The organism is Rhodococcus sp. Z13_19A (genome assembly GCF_058133575.1).
The window spans coordinates 1,204,732-1,220,900 of record NZ_JBYUNN010000001.1 but is presented as its reverse complement, the minus strand read 5'-3'; the positions used below and the strand labels follow the sequence as shown (position 1 = coordinate 1,220,900).

The following is a 16,169-nucleotide window of genomic DNA, read 5'->3' as shown; positions in this document are numbered from 1 at the left end:
CTCGTCTCCGCTTCCCCGGCTCACTGGAAGGCTCCCGAGTTGACTGTCCTGCAACCTCACACCGGCCCTGTCCCCGGACAGCACTACCTGACGGCGACCGGCGCGGCGCTGTCCTGGGGACGGCTGCCCACGCCCGACCGCAAGCCCGTGCTGACCATCGCCTCCGGCGAGACCGTCACCGTCGACACCCTCTCCCACGAGGGGCTGATGGAGGACCAGGGCCGCGACCCGCTGACCTACTTCGACAGCCACGGCGTGGCCGCCGAGGACGTGCTCACCGACCTGGTGGAGCTGGCCGCCTCCGACGTGGTGCACACCCGCGGCCCGGACGGCCCGCACGTGGTCACCGGCCCCATCCACGTGGAGGGCGCGCGCCCCGGCGACGTCCTCAAGATCGAGTACCTGCAGCTGGACCCGCGGGTCCCCTACGGAGTGGTCTCCAGCCGGCACGGGCTGGGCTGCCTGGCCGGCGAGCGCCCCGTCGACGACGAGACCGGTGAGCCGGTGAACCTGCTCAGCCAGTTCTGCACCGTGGACCTGGCCGCGCACACCGCGACCATGCGCTGGGACTCCGGCAGCGGCATCACCTTCCCGCTGCACCCCTTCATGGGCCTGTCCGGGGTCACCGCGGCCACCGAGGAGGCGCTCAACACCATCCCGCCGGGCCGCCACGGCGGCAACCTCGACGTCCGCGACCTGGGCGGCGGCTCCACCATGTACCTGCCGGTGCAGGTGCCGGGCGCGGGCTACTACCTGGGCGACCCACACTTCGCCCAGGGCAACGGCGAGGTGTCGCTGACCGCGCTGGAGGCGTCGCTGCGCACCACCGTGCGCCTCACCGTGCTCACCCCGGACGCGGCCTTCGCCTCGGTGGGCGCGCTGGACGGCCCCGTCGGCGAGACCCCCGCCCACTGGGTGGCCATCGGGCTCGACCGCGACCTGGACGAGGCGATGCGCAAGTGCGTGCGCGAGGCCATCCGGGTGCTGGCCGAGGTGGCGGAGGTGCCGCCGTCGGTGGCCTACCTCTACCTCAGCGCGGCCGGCAACTTCGTGGTGAGCCAGGTGGTGGACGACGTCAAGGGCGTGCACTGCCTGATCAGCAAGAAGGACTTCCCCGCCTGGGCCTGAGCCCTACCCCAGCGCCCGAGAAGCCCCGCACCGGGTGGTGCGGGGCTTCTCGCGGTGCCAGGTCCGGCTCACCACGCGCCGAGGCGCATGCTCACCGCCTTCTCCGCGGTGTACTCGCGCATCGCCGTGTAGCCGCCGCCGCTGTTGAAGCCGCTGGCCTTGGTGACGTTGAAGGGCAGGCCGATGACGCCCACGTTGGACGGCTCGTTGACCGACACCTGACCGCTGCGCACCTCGCGCACCACCCGCAGCGCCCGCGAGACGTCCCGGGTCCAGATGCCCACCTGCAGGCCGAAGTCGGTGTCGTCCACCAGCTTCACCGCCTCGTCGGTGTCGCCGAACTCCTGCACGGTGAGTACCGGGCCGAAGATCTCCTCGCGGCTGACGGCCATGGTCGGGTCCACCTGGTCGATGAGCGCGGGGGTGACGAAGTAGCCGTGGGCGAAGCGCTCCCCCTCGGGCCGGCCCCCACCGGTGACGATGCGTGCGCCGGCACCCCGGGCCAGCTGCACGTGGTGCTCCACCTTCTGCCGCTGCGCCTCGCTGGCCAGCGGACCCATGTCCAGGTCGTCGTCCCAGTGCCCGATGCGGGTGGCCGCCATGATCGCCGCCAGCCGCTCGGTGACGTCGGCGGCGATGCTGCGGTGCACCAGCAGCCGCGAGCCGGCGTTGCAGTTCTGCCCGGAGTTCTCCGTGATCGACGCCGCGATCAGCGGCAGCGCGGCGTCCAGGTCGGCGTCGGCGAACACCACGTTGGGCGACTTGCCGCCCAGCTCCAGCTTCACCGGCACCAGCCGCTCGGCGGCGCCACGCATGATGGCCTTGCCGGTGGTGGTGGAGCCGACGAAGCTGACGTGGTTGACCAGCGGGTGGCTCACCAGCGGCTGTCCGGCGTCGGTCCCGAGGCCGGTGAGGACGCTGATCGTCCCCGGCGGCAGGCCGGCCTCCACCCCGAGGGCGGCCAGCCGCAGCACCACCAGCGGGGCCACCTCCGACGGCTTGACCACCAGGGTGTTGCCGGCGGCCAGCGCGGGGGCGGCCTCGGCCATCATCAGCAGCGCCGGCACGTTCCAGGCCGTGATGAGCGCGCACACCCCGTGCGGCTCGGCCACGGTGAAGCCGAAGCTCTCCTCCAGCCGCGAGGGCAGCGTGGCCCCGGTGACCTTGTCGGCCATCCCGGCGAAGTACACCAGCATGTCGTGAGCGATCCACACGTTGCGGCGGGCGTCGCTGAGCGGCTTGCCCACGTCGCGGGCCTCCAGCGCCGCCAGCTCCTCGCTGGCCGCGGCGATGAGCCCGGCCCACGCGCGCAGCACCGTCCCGCGCTCGGCGGGCGAGGTGCGGGCCCAGGCCCGGGCTGCCTCGGCCGCCCCGCGCACGGCCCGGTCCACGTCGGCGGGACCGGCCGCACCCACCGTGGTGATCACCTCGCCGGTGGCTGGGTCGGTGACGGCGAGAGTGCCGCCGTCGGTGGCGGGGATCCAGTCCCCGTTGATCAGCAGCTGGGATTCGGGCAGCGACAACATGACTGGACGATGGCATACTTCCGTCTTGGCAAGCAATACGCTATCTCGCATTTAACAACGTTGTTTCCTGCGGGGCACAGGCCAGCCACAACCCCTCCCGACGCACCTCCCCCGACCAAGGAGCTCCCCGTGTCCCGTGACGTTCTCGCCGCCGTGGTGACCACCCCCGGCCGCGCCCCTGAGCTGCAGACGGTCAGCCTGGACGACCCGCGCCCCGGCGAGGTGCTGGTGCGCCTGGCCGCCACCGGCATCTGCGCCACCGACCTGCACTTCTCCCACGACGTCTCCCGGCCGTCGGTGCTGGGCCACGAGGGCGCCGGCCACGTGGAGGAGTGGGGCGAGGGCGTCAGCCGGTTCGCCGTGGGCGACGCGGTGATCGCCAGCTTCGCCCGGTGCGGCACCTGCCTGCGCTGCCGCACCGGTGAGCCCGCCTACTGCAGCGAGTTCGACCGGCTGAACTTCACTGGTGGCCGAGCCGACGGCTCGTCCACCATCACCGTGGACGGGGCGGGTGCGTACGCGCACTTCCTGGGCCAGTCCAGCTTCGCCACCCACATGCTGGTGCGCGAGTCCAGCCTGGTGGCGCTGCCGGCCGGGGTGGACCCCGCCGCGGTCGCCCCCTACGGCTGCGGGCTGATGACCGGGGCCGGTGCCGTGCTCAACGTGCTCAAGCCCGGCCCTGCCGACACGGTGGCGGTGTTCGGCGCCGGCACGGTGGGCCTGGCCGCGGTGATGGCGGCGGCGGCCGCCGGAGCACGGGAGGTGGTGGTGGTCGACCTCAGCACCGAGCGCCTGGCGCTGGCCAAGGAGCTGGGCGCCACCCGCACGGTGCTGCCCGAGGAGCTGGCCGCCACCCTGGCGGAGGTGGCCCCGGACGGGGTGGACCACGCGGTGGAGAGCACCGGGGTGGGCCGCGTGCTGCACACCGCCGTGGAGTCGCTGAACCGCCGCGGCACCTGTGCGGTGGTGGGCATCGGGGCGGAGACCACCATCAGCCTGGACTGGCGCACCGTCCTCAACGGCCGCACCGTCACCGGCGTCATCTCCGGCTCCAGCCTGCCCGACGTGGCCATCCCCAGCCTGCTGGCGCTGGCCGAGGCCGGTCGGTTCCCCGCGGAGAAGCTGATGCAGTCGTTCGCCTTCGCCGACGTCGCCGAGGCCTGGGAGCACCTCCGCAGCGGCGCGGTGGTCAAGGCCGTGCTGACCTTCTAGCGCGCACGCCGCACGGCCCGGCCACCTGCTAAGCGTGACCGGGCCGTGGGGGGTAGCTACAGGTCCAGCACCAGCTCCTGCCCGGCCGCGCAGCGGCTCACGCACAGCATCATCGACTCCGAGCGGGTGCGCTCCGCGGCGGTGAGCACGCTGTCGCGGTGCACCACCGGCCCGGCCAGCACCCGCACCTCGCAGGAGCCGCAGTAGCCCTCCTCGCAGTCCGACGCCACGCCCGGCACCACCTCGCGCACCGCCTGCAGCAGCGTCTGGTCGGCCGCCACCGCCAGCGAGCGGCCGGTGCGCTGCAGGTGCACGGCGAAGCCGGCCGCGTCCGGGCCCAGCACGTCCACCTCCGCGCCGGCGCCGAAGCGCTCCACGAACAGCGGGGTGTCGGTGTGCGCCACCGCCGCAGCCACCCCGTCCATCAGCGAGTCCGGGCCGCAGCAGAACACCGCCGCCCCCGCGGGCAGGCCGGCCACCACCGCGTCCAGGTCCACCCGGCCCTGCTCGCCGGAGACGTGCACCCGCCCGCCCAGCGCCCGCACCTCCGCCAGCAGCGGCATCAGCGCGGTGTCCCGGCCGCAGTAGAGCAGGTCCCAGGCGGTGTCGCCGCGGGCGACCAGCGAGCGCACCATCGCGATGATCGGGGTGATGCCGATGCCCCCGGCGATGAACGTCCGCCACGGCGCCTCGGCCAGCCCGAAGCGCTCGCGCGGCGCGGACATCCCCACCGTGGTGCCGGGCAGCAGCACCTGGTGCACCTCCGCCGAGCCGCCGCGTCCGGCGGCCTCCCGCCGCACCGCCACGGTGTAGCGGGAGAGGTCGTCCGGGTCGCCACACAACGAGTAGTGCCGGGTGGCGCCCGAGGGCAGGGTGAGCGCCACGTGCGCACCGGGCCGCCACGGCGGCAGGGCGGCGCCGTCGGGGGCGGCGAGGTCCAGCGCCACCACGTCGGCGGTCCACTGCTGGCGGCCCACCACCACCGCCGACCGCACGCCCGGTCGCACCGGGGCGGCGGAGTCCAGCCGCGAACCGGGGGTGAAGGTGACGGGCACCCGGTCCCAGCCGGCCTGGCTGCCGCACGACTCGTAGCGCGCCAGCCCCGCCTCGTCCACCTGGTAGTCGGGCAGCCGCTGCAGCACCCGGGTGAGCATGGCGGTGAACATCGCCCGGGCCAGGTGCGCCCCTGCGCAGCGGTGGCTGCCGATGCCGAAGCTCAGGTGCCCCTTGGGGTTGCGCTCCAGCTGCACCTGCTCGGGGTCGGTGAACACCTCGGGGTCGAAGTTGCCGGCCACCCAGGGGATGAGCACCCGCTCCCCGCGGCTCATGGGGCAACCGCCCACCTCGGTGTCGGTGGTGACGGTGCGGGCCATCGACTGCGACGGGGCGAACACCCGCAGGAACTCCTCGGTGGCCGCGGGCAGCAGCTCCGGGTCGGCGATCAGTCGCGCGCGGTCGGCGGGGTTGCGGGCCAGGTGCACCAGGGTGGAGCCGGTGAGCGAGGTGGTGGTGTCCACCCCGCCGGCGATGAGCAGGAACACCACCGACACCAGCTCGTCGTCGTCGAAGCGGGTGCCGTCGGGGCGGGTCTGCACCACCAGCCGGCTCAGCACGTCGGCGCGCGGCTCGGCGCGCCGGGCGGCGAGCAGATCGCGGATGCGCGTCTCCATCCAGCCCAGCGCCTGCCCCCCACGGGCGGCCCGCTCGCTGCCCGGGGCGGCGGCGAAGATGTCGTGCACCGGCCCCGCCAGGCGCTTCCAGTCCTCCCGAGGGAAGCCCAGCCAGTCCAGGGTCACCGCGGTGGGCAGCGGGTTGGTCAGCTGCGCCACCAGGTCGGCGTGGCCGTCGGCGATGAAGGCGTCGATCACCTCGTCGGTGTGCCGGTGGATCATCGGCACCAGCTCGGCCACCGCCTCCCGGGTGAGCAGCGGGTTGACCAGCTCCCGGTAGACGGTGGCCCGCGGCGGGTCCAGCTCGATGGGGAACTGCTCCAGGCCCGGCCCACGGGGGATCACGATGGCCGTGCCCCGCTGCGGGTTGGCGCCGCGGGCGGAGGAGAAGGTGACGTCGTCGCGGGCGATGCGCACGATGTCGGCGTAGCGGCTGGTCACCCAGTACCCGTCGTGCGCCGGCGTCCACGCCACCGGGCAGGACTCCCGCACCCGGGCGTAGGCCGTGGTGGCGTGCTCGCGGAACTCCTCCCGGTGGTGGTCGAAGTCGATGACCGTTCGCTGCTGCGCCACTCTCTGCTGCCCTTCGCCGTGCCGTCGTTCCGGAACCTCTGCTCGCGCGGCTACAGCCCCCAGGTCTCCTGGGGGATGACGGCCTCGACGATGTCGAACGACCCGCCCTCCTGTTGCGGGGCCTTGTCCGCGGTGACCGGCTTGCCGAAGCTGGGCACCAGCGGGCGCTGCTCGTGGCGGCGCAGCCACAGCCGGAGCAGGTGGCGACGCTTCTGCATCGAGGGGAAGTCGGTGAACTCCCGGCGCGAGTGCAGGGCCGCGTAGTTCAGCAGCCACTGCATGTCGCCGGGCTGGAACTGCATGTCCAGCGGCAGGCTCTCGTCGGCGGTGATCTCCGGGATCAGCTCCAGCAGCTCCTTCTGGGCGTCGGTGAGCCGCGGGGTCTCCGGGTAGTCCTGCGCGCTCCAGATCATCGAGCCGCCGGCGTAGATGCTGAACACGCCGTCGGTGTGGCTGACCATCGGCGAGACGTAGGTCTTGGCGGGTGCGTCGTGGTCCTGCTTGTACCAGTCCCAGTACCAGGGCTCGAACATCAGCGGTGCCAGGTCCGGACGCAGCTCGAGCACCCGGTTGTACAGCGCCGCACCGCTGATCAGCCGGCTCTCGCCGCCGCTCTTGGCGCCGCGCAGGCAGATCAGCCCCACCACGTCGGAGGAGTCGGAGTGGAACTCCAGCTTGTCGCGCACCCGCGAGGGCAGCGCCTCGGGGTCGTCCATCGTCTTGTTGGAGGTGGCCACCACGTGGTCCACCAGGTCGCCCATCTGGTTCTGCGGCATGGGTGCCCCCAGGTACAGGCCCAGCAGGAAGAAGATGGCGCCGGACACCGCGTCGGAGTACAGCTCGGTGCGCAGGCCGCGCACCAGCACGAAGCCGCGGCCTCGGTCCAGGTCGTGGGTCCAGGTGGCGATGCCCGCCGCGCACACCGGCAGCGGGTAGTCGGCCGGGGTCACGGTGCGCAGGTCGGGGTTGTCGGTGACGAACCGGCGGCCCGCCTCCTCCAGCTCGGCGATCTCGGCGTCGCTGAGCAGGTACACCCACTCGGTGCTGCCGGCGAGCTCGGCGCCGGTCCAGGCCGCGGGTCCGGTGATCGGCTGCAGCGCCGTCGAGGTCGTCATGGTGGTTCTCCTTGGGGGTTCGGCAGAGAGTCGGAGTGGACGGGACGAGCTAGGTGAGTCCGCGGGCGAAGGGCCGGCCCAGGTAGCGCGGCTCGCGGCCGGACTTGGTCATGGCCACCATGGCCACCAGCGCCAGCAGGTACGGCGCGGCGATGAGCACCTGGGAGTTCAGCTGCAGGCCCAGGGCGGGCAGCGCCAGCCGCAGGGCGTCGGCGAAGCCGAACACCGCGCAGCCGACCAGGGTGCCCTTGAGGCGCCAGCAGCCGAAGATCACCGCGGCCAGCACCAGGAAGCCGCGGCCGCCGGTCATGTTGGCGTTGAACGAGCCGACCTCGCCGACGGCCAGGTAGGCACCGCCGAGGCCGGACAGCAGCCCGCACCACAGCAGGGCCTGCCGGCGGCGGCGGTTGACGTCGATGCCGGTGGCGTCGCAGGCCTGCGGGTTGTCGCCCACCGCCCGCAGCTCCAGGCCCCACCGGCTGCGCTCCACCAGCCACCAGGTGAGCGGGACGAGGCCCAGCAGCAGGTACATCGGCCAGCGCTGGGAGAACAGCACCGGCCCCAGCACCGGGATCTCGCTGAGCCCGGGGATGGTGAGCAGGTCCACCTGGTGGTTGGTGAAGTCGGCGATGGAGATGAGGTAGCTGGTCAGCCCGAGGGCCAAGGTGTTGAGCACCAGGCCGACGACGAAGGTGTTGACCTCCAGCCGGTGCGCGAGGTGGCCGTGCAGCATCCCCACCAGCAGCCCGAGGACGGCGCCCGCCACCAGGCCCACCAGGGCGCTGCCGGTCTGGCTGGCCACCGCGATGGAGGTGAACGCCCCGGAGAGCATCATCGACTCCACCGAGATGTTCTGGGTGCCGGCCCGCTCGGCCAGGTACTCCCCGCAGGCGGCGAAGGCCAGCGGCGCGGTCAGGCGCACCGCGCTGGAGAGGATGACCTCGGAGCTGTCCACGATGCTCATGCGGCGGTCCCCCGGTTCAGGCGCCGGCGGGCCAGCACGAGGCTGATCGCCGGGGCGATGACGAATGCCAGCACCAGCAGGGACTGGACGACGTTGACGAGGTAGATGGGCACCCCGGTGGAGGCCAGGAAGTTGGACCCGGTGCGCAGCGCGCCGAAGGCGATGGCCACCGGGATGGCCACCAGCGGCCGGTTGCGGGCGATGAGGGCGACCAGCAGGCCGTCCCAGCCGAAGTTGTTGGACACCGCCGGCTGCAGCCGGAAGGCGGAGCCCTCCACGATGACGGCGCCGGCCACCCCGGCCATCGCGCCGGAGAACGCCAGGGCCGCGGCGCTGACCAGCGCCACCCGCACCCCGGCGTGGGCGGCGGTGAGCGGGTTGAGCCCGAGCATCTGGATCCGGAAGCCCCAGGCGGTGCGGGAGAGCACGGTCCAGGCCAGGCACGCGGCCAGCACGGCCAGGATGAGCCCCGCGCTCAGCGCCAGCCCCGGGTACTCGCCGATGGTGGGCAGCCGGACGTCGGCCGGGATGAGCGCCGACTGCGAGGCCGCGGTGCCCGAGGCCGACTTGCGTGGCTCCTGCAGCAGCCAAGGGGTGCTCACCGCGTAGCTGACCACCTGGATGGCCACGAAGGACAGCAGCAGGGTGGAGACCACGATGTTCACCCGGCGGATGCGGAAGAGCAGCGAGCTGATGCCGGCCAGCACCCCGCCCAGCAGGGCTCCGGCAAGCAGGCTGACCACGATGACCGCCGTGGACGGGCCGGCCATCTTCAGCGCGATGAACGTGCCGCCCATCGCGCCGAGCAGGACCTGGCCCTCCTGGCCGATGTTGAACACCCCGGCGCGGCTGGCCACGCAGGCCCCGACGGCGACCAGCAGCAGCGGGGCCGCCACGGTGAGGGTCTGCGACCACGCGGCGGCGTCGCCCACCCCGCCCTGCACGATCGCGGTGGCCACCGCCCAGGGGGAGCCACCCGTGGCGGCCACCAGCAGGGTGGACAGCAGCAGCGCGCCCGCCACCGCAAGCACGGTGATGCCCAGCTGGCCGACGGCCGAGCCGTCCACCCGCAGCCACCGCGGCGGGCCCCCGGGGGTGGGTGCGGGGGCGGGCGGCGCCGGGTCGGGCGTGATCGTGGCGACGGAGCTCATGCCGCCTCCTCCCCGCCCAGGAGCATGCCCAGGCGCTCGTTGGTGGCCTCGGACCGGGCGAGCACGCCCACGATGCGGCCGCCGGAGAGCACGGCCACCCGGTCGGACAGCGCCATCACCTCCTCCAGCTCGGTGCTGACCAGGAGCACCGCCACGCCGCTGTCGGCGGCCTCCCGCAGCCGCACGTACATGTCCTCGATGGCCCCCACGTCCAGGCCGTGGGTGGCCTGGGCGGCCACCAGCACCGCCGGCCGAGCGGAGAGCTCACGGGCCAGCACCACCTTCTGCTGGTTGCCGCCGGAGAGGCTGCGGATGGGCGCGTCCACCGAGGGGGTGGCGATGTTGAACTGCGCCACCAGCTGCTCGGCGCGCTCGCGAATCGCCTTGCGGTTGAGCCAGCCCCGCCGGGACACCGCGGTGAGGTCCTTCATCACCAGGTTGTCGGCGATGCTCATGTCCAGCACCACGCCGCTGCGGTGGCGGTCCTCGGGGATCACCCCGATGCCGGCGGCAGCCACCGCCCCGGGCGCGGAGACGTCCACCGGCGTGCCGGCCACGCTCAGCGTTCCCGTGACCTCCGGCACCAGGCCGGAGACCACGTCGCCCAGCTCGGACTGGCCGTTGCCCTCCACCCCGTACAGCCCGACGATCTCCCCCGGCTGCACGGTGAGCGACAGCGAGTCCAGCAGCAGCCGACCCTCGGCGTTGCGCAGCGTCAGCCCGTCCAGCGACAGCGCGGGCACCGTCCCCTCCGACGGCTCGGTCACCGACTTCCCCAGCTGTGCCGACGCTGCCGGCTCCACCAGCTCGATCTGGTCGAGCTCCACCCCGAGCGCCCCGCCGTGGTGCAGCGAGACCTCCCGGCCCACCATCTGCCGGGCCAGCTCGGCCGGGGAGGAGTCGGCGGTGAGCCCGCGGTGCACCACCCGACCCCGGCGCAGCACGGTCACCCGGTCGGTGGCCACCGCGATCTCCGACAGCTTGTGGCTGATCAGGATCACCGAGCGCTTCTCGGCCACGACCGCGTTGCGCAGCACCGCGAACAGCTCCTGCGACTCCGCCGAGGTCAGGACCGAGGTGGGCTCGTCCAGGATGAGCACCTGCGGGTCCCGCCGCAGGCACTTGATCAGCTCCACCCGCTGGCGCTGGCCGGCGGAGAGCTCGGTGACCGTGGCCAGCGGGTCGATGGGCAGCCCGTAGCGGGCACCCACCGCCTCCACGTCGGCGCAGGCGGCGGCACGGTCGACCTTGCCCCGCTCGCCCAGCACCACGTTCTCCCACACCGTGAGCGCCTCGATCAGGCTGAAGTGCTGGTGCACCATGCCGATGCCCAGGTTCAGCGCCGCGTAGGGACTGTCGATGCGGACCCGCTTGCCCGACCGGTACACCGTGCCGTCGTCCGGGCTGACCAGGCCCAGCAGGATCTTCATCAGGGTCGACTTGCCGGCACCGTTCTCCCCGAGCAGGCCGTGGATCTCTGCCTCGCCCACCGTCATGTCGATCGCCTCGCACGCGGTGACGCGTCCGTAGTGCTTGGTGATGCCGCGCAGCACCAGCGGTGCGGGCGGTCCACCGATCTCAGGGGCCTCGGACAGCGGGACGGGCTGCTCCGGGGCGGTGCCGGCAGTGGTCATGTCATGCGCCGGCCTGGGCGATGACCTTGTCCGGCACGATCTCGCCGCTGCCGACCTTGGCGATGAAGGCGTTCAGCTCGGCCTTCTGCGCGTCGGTGCCCTTGCACAGCAGCACGGTGGGCACCGAGTCCTTGCCCAGGTGCCACTCACGCATCTTTCCCATCGCCAGCTTGCCGTCGGCAAACTCCTTCAGCGCAGCGGAGAAGTAGGCGCCCGGGTCGAAGACGACCGAGACGCTCCAGTTGATCGCGCTCTCCCCGCACCGGTCGGTGCCCGGGGTGGAGATGATGGCCCCCTTGCCGCTGCCGAGCTCGGCCACGGAGTCGGTGGCGCCGCCGAGGTAGGGGTACAGCGCCTGCACGCCCTGGCTCAGCTGGGCCTGGGCGGCCTCGCGAGCCTTGGCCGAGTCGTTGAAGTCACCGGTGTAGGTGGTGGCCAGGGTGGCGCTGGGCACCACCATCTTCAGGCCCACCTCGAACGCCTTCGCGCCCATCACGGAGAAGTCCGCCTGCGGGCCGGTGATGTAGCCGGCCTTGGTCATGCCGGCGTCGCGCATCAGGATGCCGTTGGCGTAGCCGGCCGCCAGCATCGACTCGTTGACGAAGTCGCGGGACAGGGCGATGTAGGGCGTGACCTCCAGGTCGGTGCTGGACGGGGCGTACCAGGCCGTCTTGGCGCACTCCGGGTCGGCGGCCACCGGGATGGCGTCCTTGAGCTCGGCGGCGGCGAGCGCCACCAGGTCGACCTTCTGCCGGCAGAGGTTGCGGGCCTGCTCGGACGCGTTGGCCGGGTTCACCGAGCCGATCTTGATGACGCTCCAGCCCTTGCTGTCGGCGAACGTCTGGGCGCTGGAGACGAAGCTCTCGTAGTAGCCGTTGTCGTTGAGGTCGCCGGGGCTGATGACGCCGATGACGACCTTGCCGTCCCCGTTGACGTCGGGCTGGCTGGACGTCGCGGCGGCTGGTCCGGAGCCGGCGGCGTCGGGGGTGTCCGAGGCGCGGTCGGCACAACCGGTGAGCCCCAGGGCGAGGGCGCATACCCCCGCGAGAATCGGGGTGGCTCGAGCAGTTCTCACGTGTTCCTCCGGGGAAGTTGGCAGAGCGCGGGTGGCACTGGGGGCGGAGCAGAATCAGGCAGGCAGGTCAGCTGTGGTGGGCAGGTCTGCGGTGTCCGGCAGGTCTGCGGTGTCCGGCAGGTCTGCTGTGTCCGGCAGGTCTGCGTAGGCGATGCGCTCCTGCTGGAACAGGGCCTCGCCGGCGGCGGCGACGAAGTAGGGGAAGCCCATGCGGCCGATCGGCGTGACGCGCTCGGGGTCGATGCGTCCGGGGCCGGCCAGGATGGCCTCGTCCACGGTGATGCAGAGGACCTCGACCAGCACCAGGTGGAAGCCGGAGAACCGGGCGCCCATGTCGCCGCGGTCGATCACCTCGCGCACCCGGCACTCCAGGTGCGCCGGGCTCTGCGCCAACGACGGCGGCGACACCATCCGGGACGGAACCGTCTCCCAGCCGACCACGTCCGCCTCCGAGACGTCAGTGGGGTACTCCCGCGCCACGGTCTCGATGTAGGGGCCCAGGGCCGCGCCGGTCACGTTGATGACCAGCTCGCCGGTGCGCTCGATGTTGGTCCAGGTGTCCTTGGGGGCGTCGCTGGCCTCCCGCAGCCCACCGATGGTGAGGGCGATCGTCGGTGGCTCGCCGCACACCGGCATGTAGTAGCTGTACGGGGCGACGTTGAGCTGGCCGTCGGCGCCGACGGTGGTGATCATCGCGATGGGGCGCGGGACCACCAGGTGCGAGAGCAGGCCCTGCTTCTGGGCGGCGGTACGGCCCGTCATCTCCAGGGTCGTCCAGGTGGGGCTGGCACTCATGAGCGGCACTCACTCTCACTTGATGTGATACGGCATGTCGTTAAGCGAGATGGTTCGCGAACAAGCAGAACGGTGTCAACGGTTTCTTCGCGCCTGGTACGAACTAGAAACACACGCTCACATCAGGTAACCGCGACGAAACGAAGCTGAGCCATAGAGCACCTGTCTCGTAATGAAAGACGGCATCTTCACCTGTTCCCGTCCGCTGCTCAGCGCAGCGGTCGGCCCAGGAGGGTGCCCGCGAGGGTGTCCTCGGTGTAGCCGTCCGGGCGCAGCCCGCGTCGCTGCAGCTCGGGCACCAGCAACCCGGACACCTGGTCCAGCGCACCGGGCATGGACCCGGGGTTGGTCACCATGAACCCGCCGCGGGCGCCGGTGGCCTCGTGCTCCTCCTGCAGCTCGTCGGCCACCTGCTCGGCGGTCCCGGCGATGGTCTGGTCGTAGCCGGTGGCGTGGCGCCAGCCCTCGTCGAAGAACTCCGCACGGCTGATCCGCGCGTCGGCACCCATCCGGTCGACCAGCTGGCTGACGAACCCGGCCTGGCTGGCCTGCGCCGCCTCGATCTGCTCCTGCACCTCGCCCAGCACGAACGACTCGGGCAGCCGGGAGAAGTCGAACCCGCAGTTGTAGGACAGGTAGGTCCCGATGCCCTCCAGCGAGAGCTGGTCGAGCATCGCCGCCCGCTGTCGCTGCGCCTCCTCCGCGGTGGCGGCGACGATGAGCTGGACCGCCCAGAGGATGCCCACCTCCGCCGGGTCGCGCCCGGCCGCCACCAGCTCGTGGTCGAGGGCGGCGCGGTGGCGCAGCTGCCACTCCCGGTGCCCGCCCACGCCGAACACCACGTCGGCGAAGGCGGCCGAGGCCGCGATGCCCCGCGGCGACGACCCCGCCTGCACCAGCACCGGACGCCCCTGCGGGCTGGGCACGCTGGGCAGCGGCCCGCGCACGGCGAAGTGCTTGCCACGGTGGTGGATCGGGTGCACCTTGGCGGGGTCGCCGTACTGCCCGGTGGTCCGGTCGGCCACGATCACGTCCGGCTCCACCGACGCCCACAGCCGGCGGCAGACGTCGACGAACTCCTCCATCAGCTCGTAGCGCTCCCCGTGGGGCAGCAGCGCGTCAAAGCCGTAGTTGGCCGCGTCCGACAACCGGCCCGACGCCACCACGTTGAGCGCGATGCGCCCGCCGGTGACGTGGTCCAGGGAGTTCATCAGCCGGGCCACGTAGAAGGGATGCAGGTAGGTGGAGGAGTAGGTGAGCCCGAAGCCGATGTGCGAGGTGTGCTGCGCCATGGCCGCGATCACCGGGCTCATGTCCTGGCGGGGCCACTGGATGCCCCAGCGCACCGCCGCGTCCAGCGAGCCCTTCCAGGTGTCCGGGATGCCCACCCCGTCGCCGAAGAACAGCATGTCCACGCCCGCGCGCTCGGCGCTGACGGCCAGCTCGGTGAACATCCGGTGGTCGGGATAGCTCGTGCCCACCCACGAGCCGGGGGCGGCCCAGCGGCCCTCGGTGTGGGTGAACGACAGGTCGTAGGCCAGCTTCATCAGGACGCCACCGCTCGCGTCAGGCCGTCGCCCAGGGCGTGGCGCAGCTCGGTGCTGCTCGTCAGCCGGGCAGCGTGCGCCGCCAGGATCCCCAGTGCCGCCCCGTGCTCGGCGGCGGTGTAGCTGGCCACCGCGTCGGCGGCCACCAGCACTCGGTAGCCCAGCTGCGCCGCGTCCAAGGTGCTGGCCAGCACGCAGCACTCGGTGGTCAGCCCGGCCGTGCACAGCCACTGCACCCCGGCGTCGCGCAGCACCTGGTCCAGCTCGGTGCCCAGGAAGGCGCTGTAGCCCCGCTTGCTCACCACCGTCTCCCCCGGCGCCGGGCTCAGCTGGAACCACTCGACCCCGGCGCTGCCCTGCACGCAGGGCTCCTCGGCCGGCCACGGGGTGTCAGCGGTCAGTCCGCGCAGCCAGCGCGAGGACTCCCACGGTTGGTCGGGGGTCTGCTCCAGGCGCACCCACACCACCGGGACGCCGGCGGCACGGAAGGCGTCCACCAGCTCACCGGTGCGCTGCACCGCCGTGGCCACCGCGGCCAGTCCGTCGTCGTCCACCCACCCCAGGTGGGCGGGGTCGGCGAAGTCGCGCTGCACGTCGATCACCAGCAGGGCCCCGTGGGCAGCGGGCCCGGGCAGGGTCACACCCGTGCCTGGTTCAGCTTGGGCAGCACCAGGGTGCCGAAGTGCTCCAGGTCCACCACGTAGTCCGGGAAGATGAGCATCAGCCCGTCCAGCTCGGCGTAGCTGACCAGCTCCTCGATCTTCTCCAGCACCGTCTCCGGCGACCCGGCGACCACCTCGGACTGGAAGCCGGCCTGCTCCTGGGCCTTGGCGCTGGGGGTGGCGTTCTTGTCGGTCTGCATGCCGTAGGCGATGGCCATGTTCTCCAGCGCCTCCCGGTCCACGCCGCGGGAGTACTCCCGGCAGCGTGCCTCGGCGGCGGCGTCGGTCTCGTCCATCACCACGGTGGTCATCGTGTAGGTCTTGATCGCCCGCCCCTGCTCGGCGGCCGCCTGCTTCACCTCCCGGCTGACCTGCTGCAGCCCGGCCAGGTCGAAGGCGGAGAGGAACGACGCGTCGCAGTACTTGGCCTGGAAGTCGATGCCCGCCGGGGAGCGCCCGGCGCAGATCAGCGTGGGGGTCTTCTCCGGGTGCGGCCGCGAGGAGCAGTCCTCCAGCTTGAAGAACTCCCCGTGCGCGGTCACCGAGTCCTCGCTCCACAGCCGCAGCAGCAGCTGCACCCACTCCTCGGAGTACCGGTAGCGGTCAGCGTGGTTGAGGTGCTCCGGCCACAGGCCCATCTGGGCGAACTCCTGGGAGTAGGAGCCCACCACCACGTTCATGCCCACCCGGCCGTTGCTGATCTGGTCGAGGGTGGTGAACATCTTGGCCACGATCGCGGGGTTGAACAGGATGGTGTGCACGGTGGACCAGATCTTGACCCGCTCGGTGGCCTCGGCCAGCCCGGCCATCATGGTCATCGACTCCAGGGTGCGGCCCCAGTGGTCGGTTCGACCGCCGTAGCCGCGCCACTTGCCCTGCGACATCACGAAGTCGAAGCCGAGCCGGTCGGCGGCGACGGCGGCCTGCTTGTTGTAGTCGTAGGTGGCCTCGATCGGCGGCGTCGTGTCGGACACGATCCATCCGCCGTTGGAGATGGGCAGGAAAACTCCGTACTCGGTGGTGCTCACTGGTGGCCTCCGCCTGGGGTGGGTGGGGTTCACACGCCACGCCCGTCCGGGGTCTCGGTAGACGTGTCCGGGAGCGGGGCGGAAGCGTT

General features: G+C 72.3%; 13 protein-coding genes. 2 read left to right on the top strand and 11 right to left on the bottom strand.

Annotated features, from left to right (window positions below; translation table 11 throughout):
* The first annotated feature begins 39 nt into the window (after window positions 1–39).
* On the top strand, window positions 40–1,128 hold the full coding sequence (locus tag AC3YNX_RS05640) for an acetamidase/formamidase family protein (protein ID WP_489994851.1): 1,089 nt from the start codon (window positions 40–42) through the stop codon (window positions 1,126–1,128).
* A 68-nt stretch (window positions 1,129–1,196) separates the two neighbouring features.
* Here AC3YNX_RS05640 and AC3YNX_RS05635 read toward each other — a convergent pair whose 3' ends face one another.
* Complete coding sequence (locus tag AC3YNX_RS05635; RefSeq protein WP_489994850.1) at window positions 1,197–2,654, bottom strand: aldehyde dehydrogenase family protein; 1,458 nt, start codon at window positions 2,652–2,654, stop codon at window positions 1,197–1,199.
* Between the two features lie 129 nt (window positions 2,655–2,783).
* Here AC3YNX_RS05635 and AC3YNX_RS05630 point away from each other — a divergent pair, with 129 nt between their 5' ends.
* Window positions 2,784–3,866 (top strand): zinc-binding dehydrogenase, encoded by a 1,083-nt coding sequence (locus tag AC3YNX_RS05630; RefSeq protein WP_489994849.1) that lies wholly within the window; start codon window positions 2,784–2,786, stop codon window positions 3,864–3,866.
* Between the two features lie 56 nt (window positions 3,867–3,922).
* Here the strand turns inward: AC3YNX_RS05630 and AC3YNX_RS05625 are convergent, their stop codons facing one another.
* The 10 genes from AC3YNX_RS05625 to AC3YNX_RS05580 all read right to left on the bottom strand — a co-directional run bounded on the left by AC3YNX_RS05625 (window position 3,923) and on the right by AC3YNX_RS05580 (window position 16,080).
* Window positions 3,923–6,109: a cytochrome P450/oxidoreductase gene (locus AC3YNX_RS05625; protein WP_489994848.1), complete on the bottom strand. Its 2,187-nt coding sequence runs from the start codon at window positions 6,107–6,109 to the stop codon at window positions 3,923–3,925.
* A gap of 50 nt (window positions 6,110–6,159) precedes the next feature.
* A complete protein-coding gene (locus AC3YNX_RS05620) occupies window positions 6,160–7,224 on the bottom strand; it encodes a TauD/TfdA family dioxygenase (protein ID WP_127781724.1) in 1,065 nt (354 codons plus the stop codon).
* Between the two features lie 49 nt (window positions 7,225–7,273).
* Window positions 7,274–8,188: an ABC transporter permease gene (locus AC3YNX_RS05615; protein ID WP_489994847.1), complete on the bottom strand. Its 915-nt coding sequence runs from the start codon at window positions 8,186–8,188 to the stop codon at window positions 7,274–7,276.
* On the bottom strand, window positions 8,185–9,339 hold the full coding sequence (locus AC3YNX_RS05610; protein ID WP_127781722.1) for an ABC transporter permease: 1,155 nt from the start codon (window positions 9,337–9,339) through the stop codon (window positions 8,185–8,187). The genes AC3YNX_RS05615 and AC3YNX_RS05610 overlap by 4 nt, the downstream gene beginning before the upstream one ends.
* Window positions 9,336–10,973 carry an ABC transporter ATP-binding protein gene (locus AC3YNX_RS05605; protein ID WP_489994846.1) on the bottom strand — a complete coding sequence of 546 codons (1,638 nt, stop codon included), beginning with the start codon at window positions 10,971–10,973 and terminating at the stop codon, window positions 9,336–9,338. The genes AC3YNX_RS05610 and AC3YNX_RS05605 overlap by 4 nt, the downstream gene beginning before the upstream one ends.
* A gap of 1 nt (window position 10,974) precedes the next feature.
* Window positions 10,975–12,048 carry a BMP family ABC transporter substrate-binding protein gene (locus AC3YNX_RS05600; RefSeq protein ID WP_127781720.1) on the bottom strand — a complete coding sequence of 358 codons (1,074 nt, stop codon included), beginning with the start codon at window positions 12,046–12,048 and terminating at the stop codon, window positions 10,975–10,977.
* Between the two features lie 54 nt (window positions 12,049–12,102).
* Window positions 12,103–12,843 carry a flavin reductase family protein gene (locus AC3YNX_RS05595; RefSeq protein WP_489994845.1) on the bottom strand — a complete coding sequence of 247 codons (741 nt, stop codon included), beginning with the start codon at window positions 12,841–12,843 and terminating at the stop codon, window positions 12,103–12,105.
* 209 nt (window positions 12,844–13,052) lie between these two features.
* A complete protein-coding gene (locus AC3YNX_RS05590) occupies window positions 13,053–14,390 on the bottom strand; it encodes an NtaA/DmoA family FMN-dependent monooxygenase (RefSeq protein WP_489994844.1) in 1,338 nt (445 codons plus the stop codon).
* Window positions 14,390–15,031: a cysteine hydrolase family protein gene (locus tag AC3YNX_RS05585; protein WP_489994843.1), complete on the bottom strand. Its 642-nt coding sequence runs from the start codon at window positions 15,029–15,031 to the stop codon at window positions 14,390–14,392. Before AC3YNX_RS05585 ends, AC3YNX_RS05590 begins: the two co-directional genes overlap by 1 nt.
* Window positions 15,028–16,080: an LLM class flavin-dependent oxidoreductase gene (locus AC3YNX_RS05580; protein ID WP_489994842.1), complete on the bottom strand. Its 1,053-nt coding sequence runs from the start codon at window positions 16,078–16,080 to the stop codon at window positions 15,028–15,030. The genes AC3YNX_RS05585 and AC3YNX_RS05580 overlap by 4 nt, the downstream gene beginning before the upstream one ends.
* Window positions 16,081–16,169: the final 89 nt, after the last annotated feature.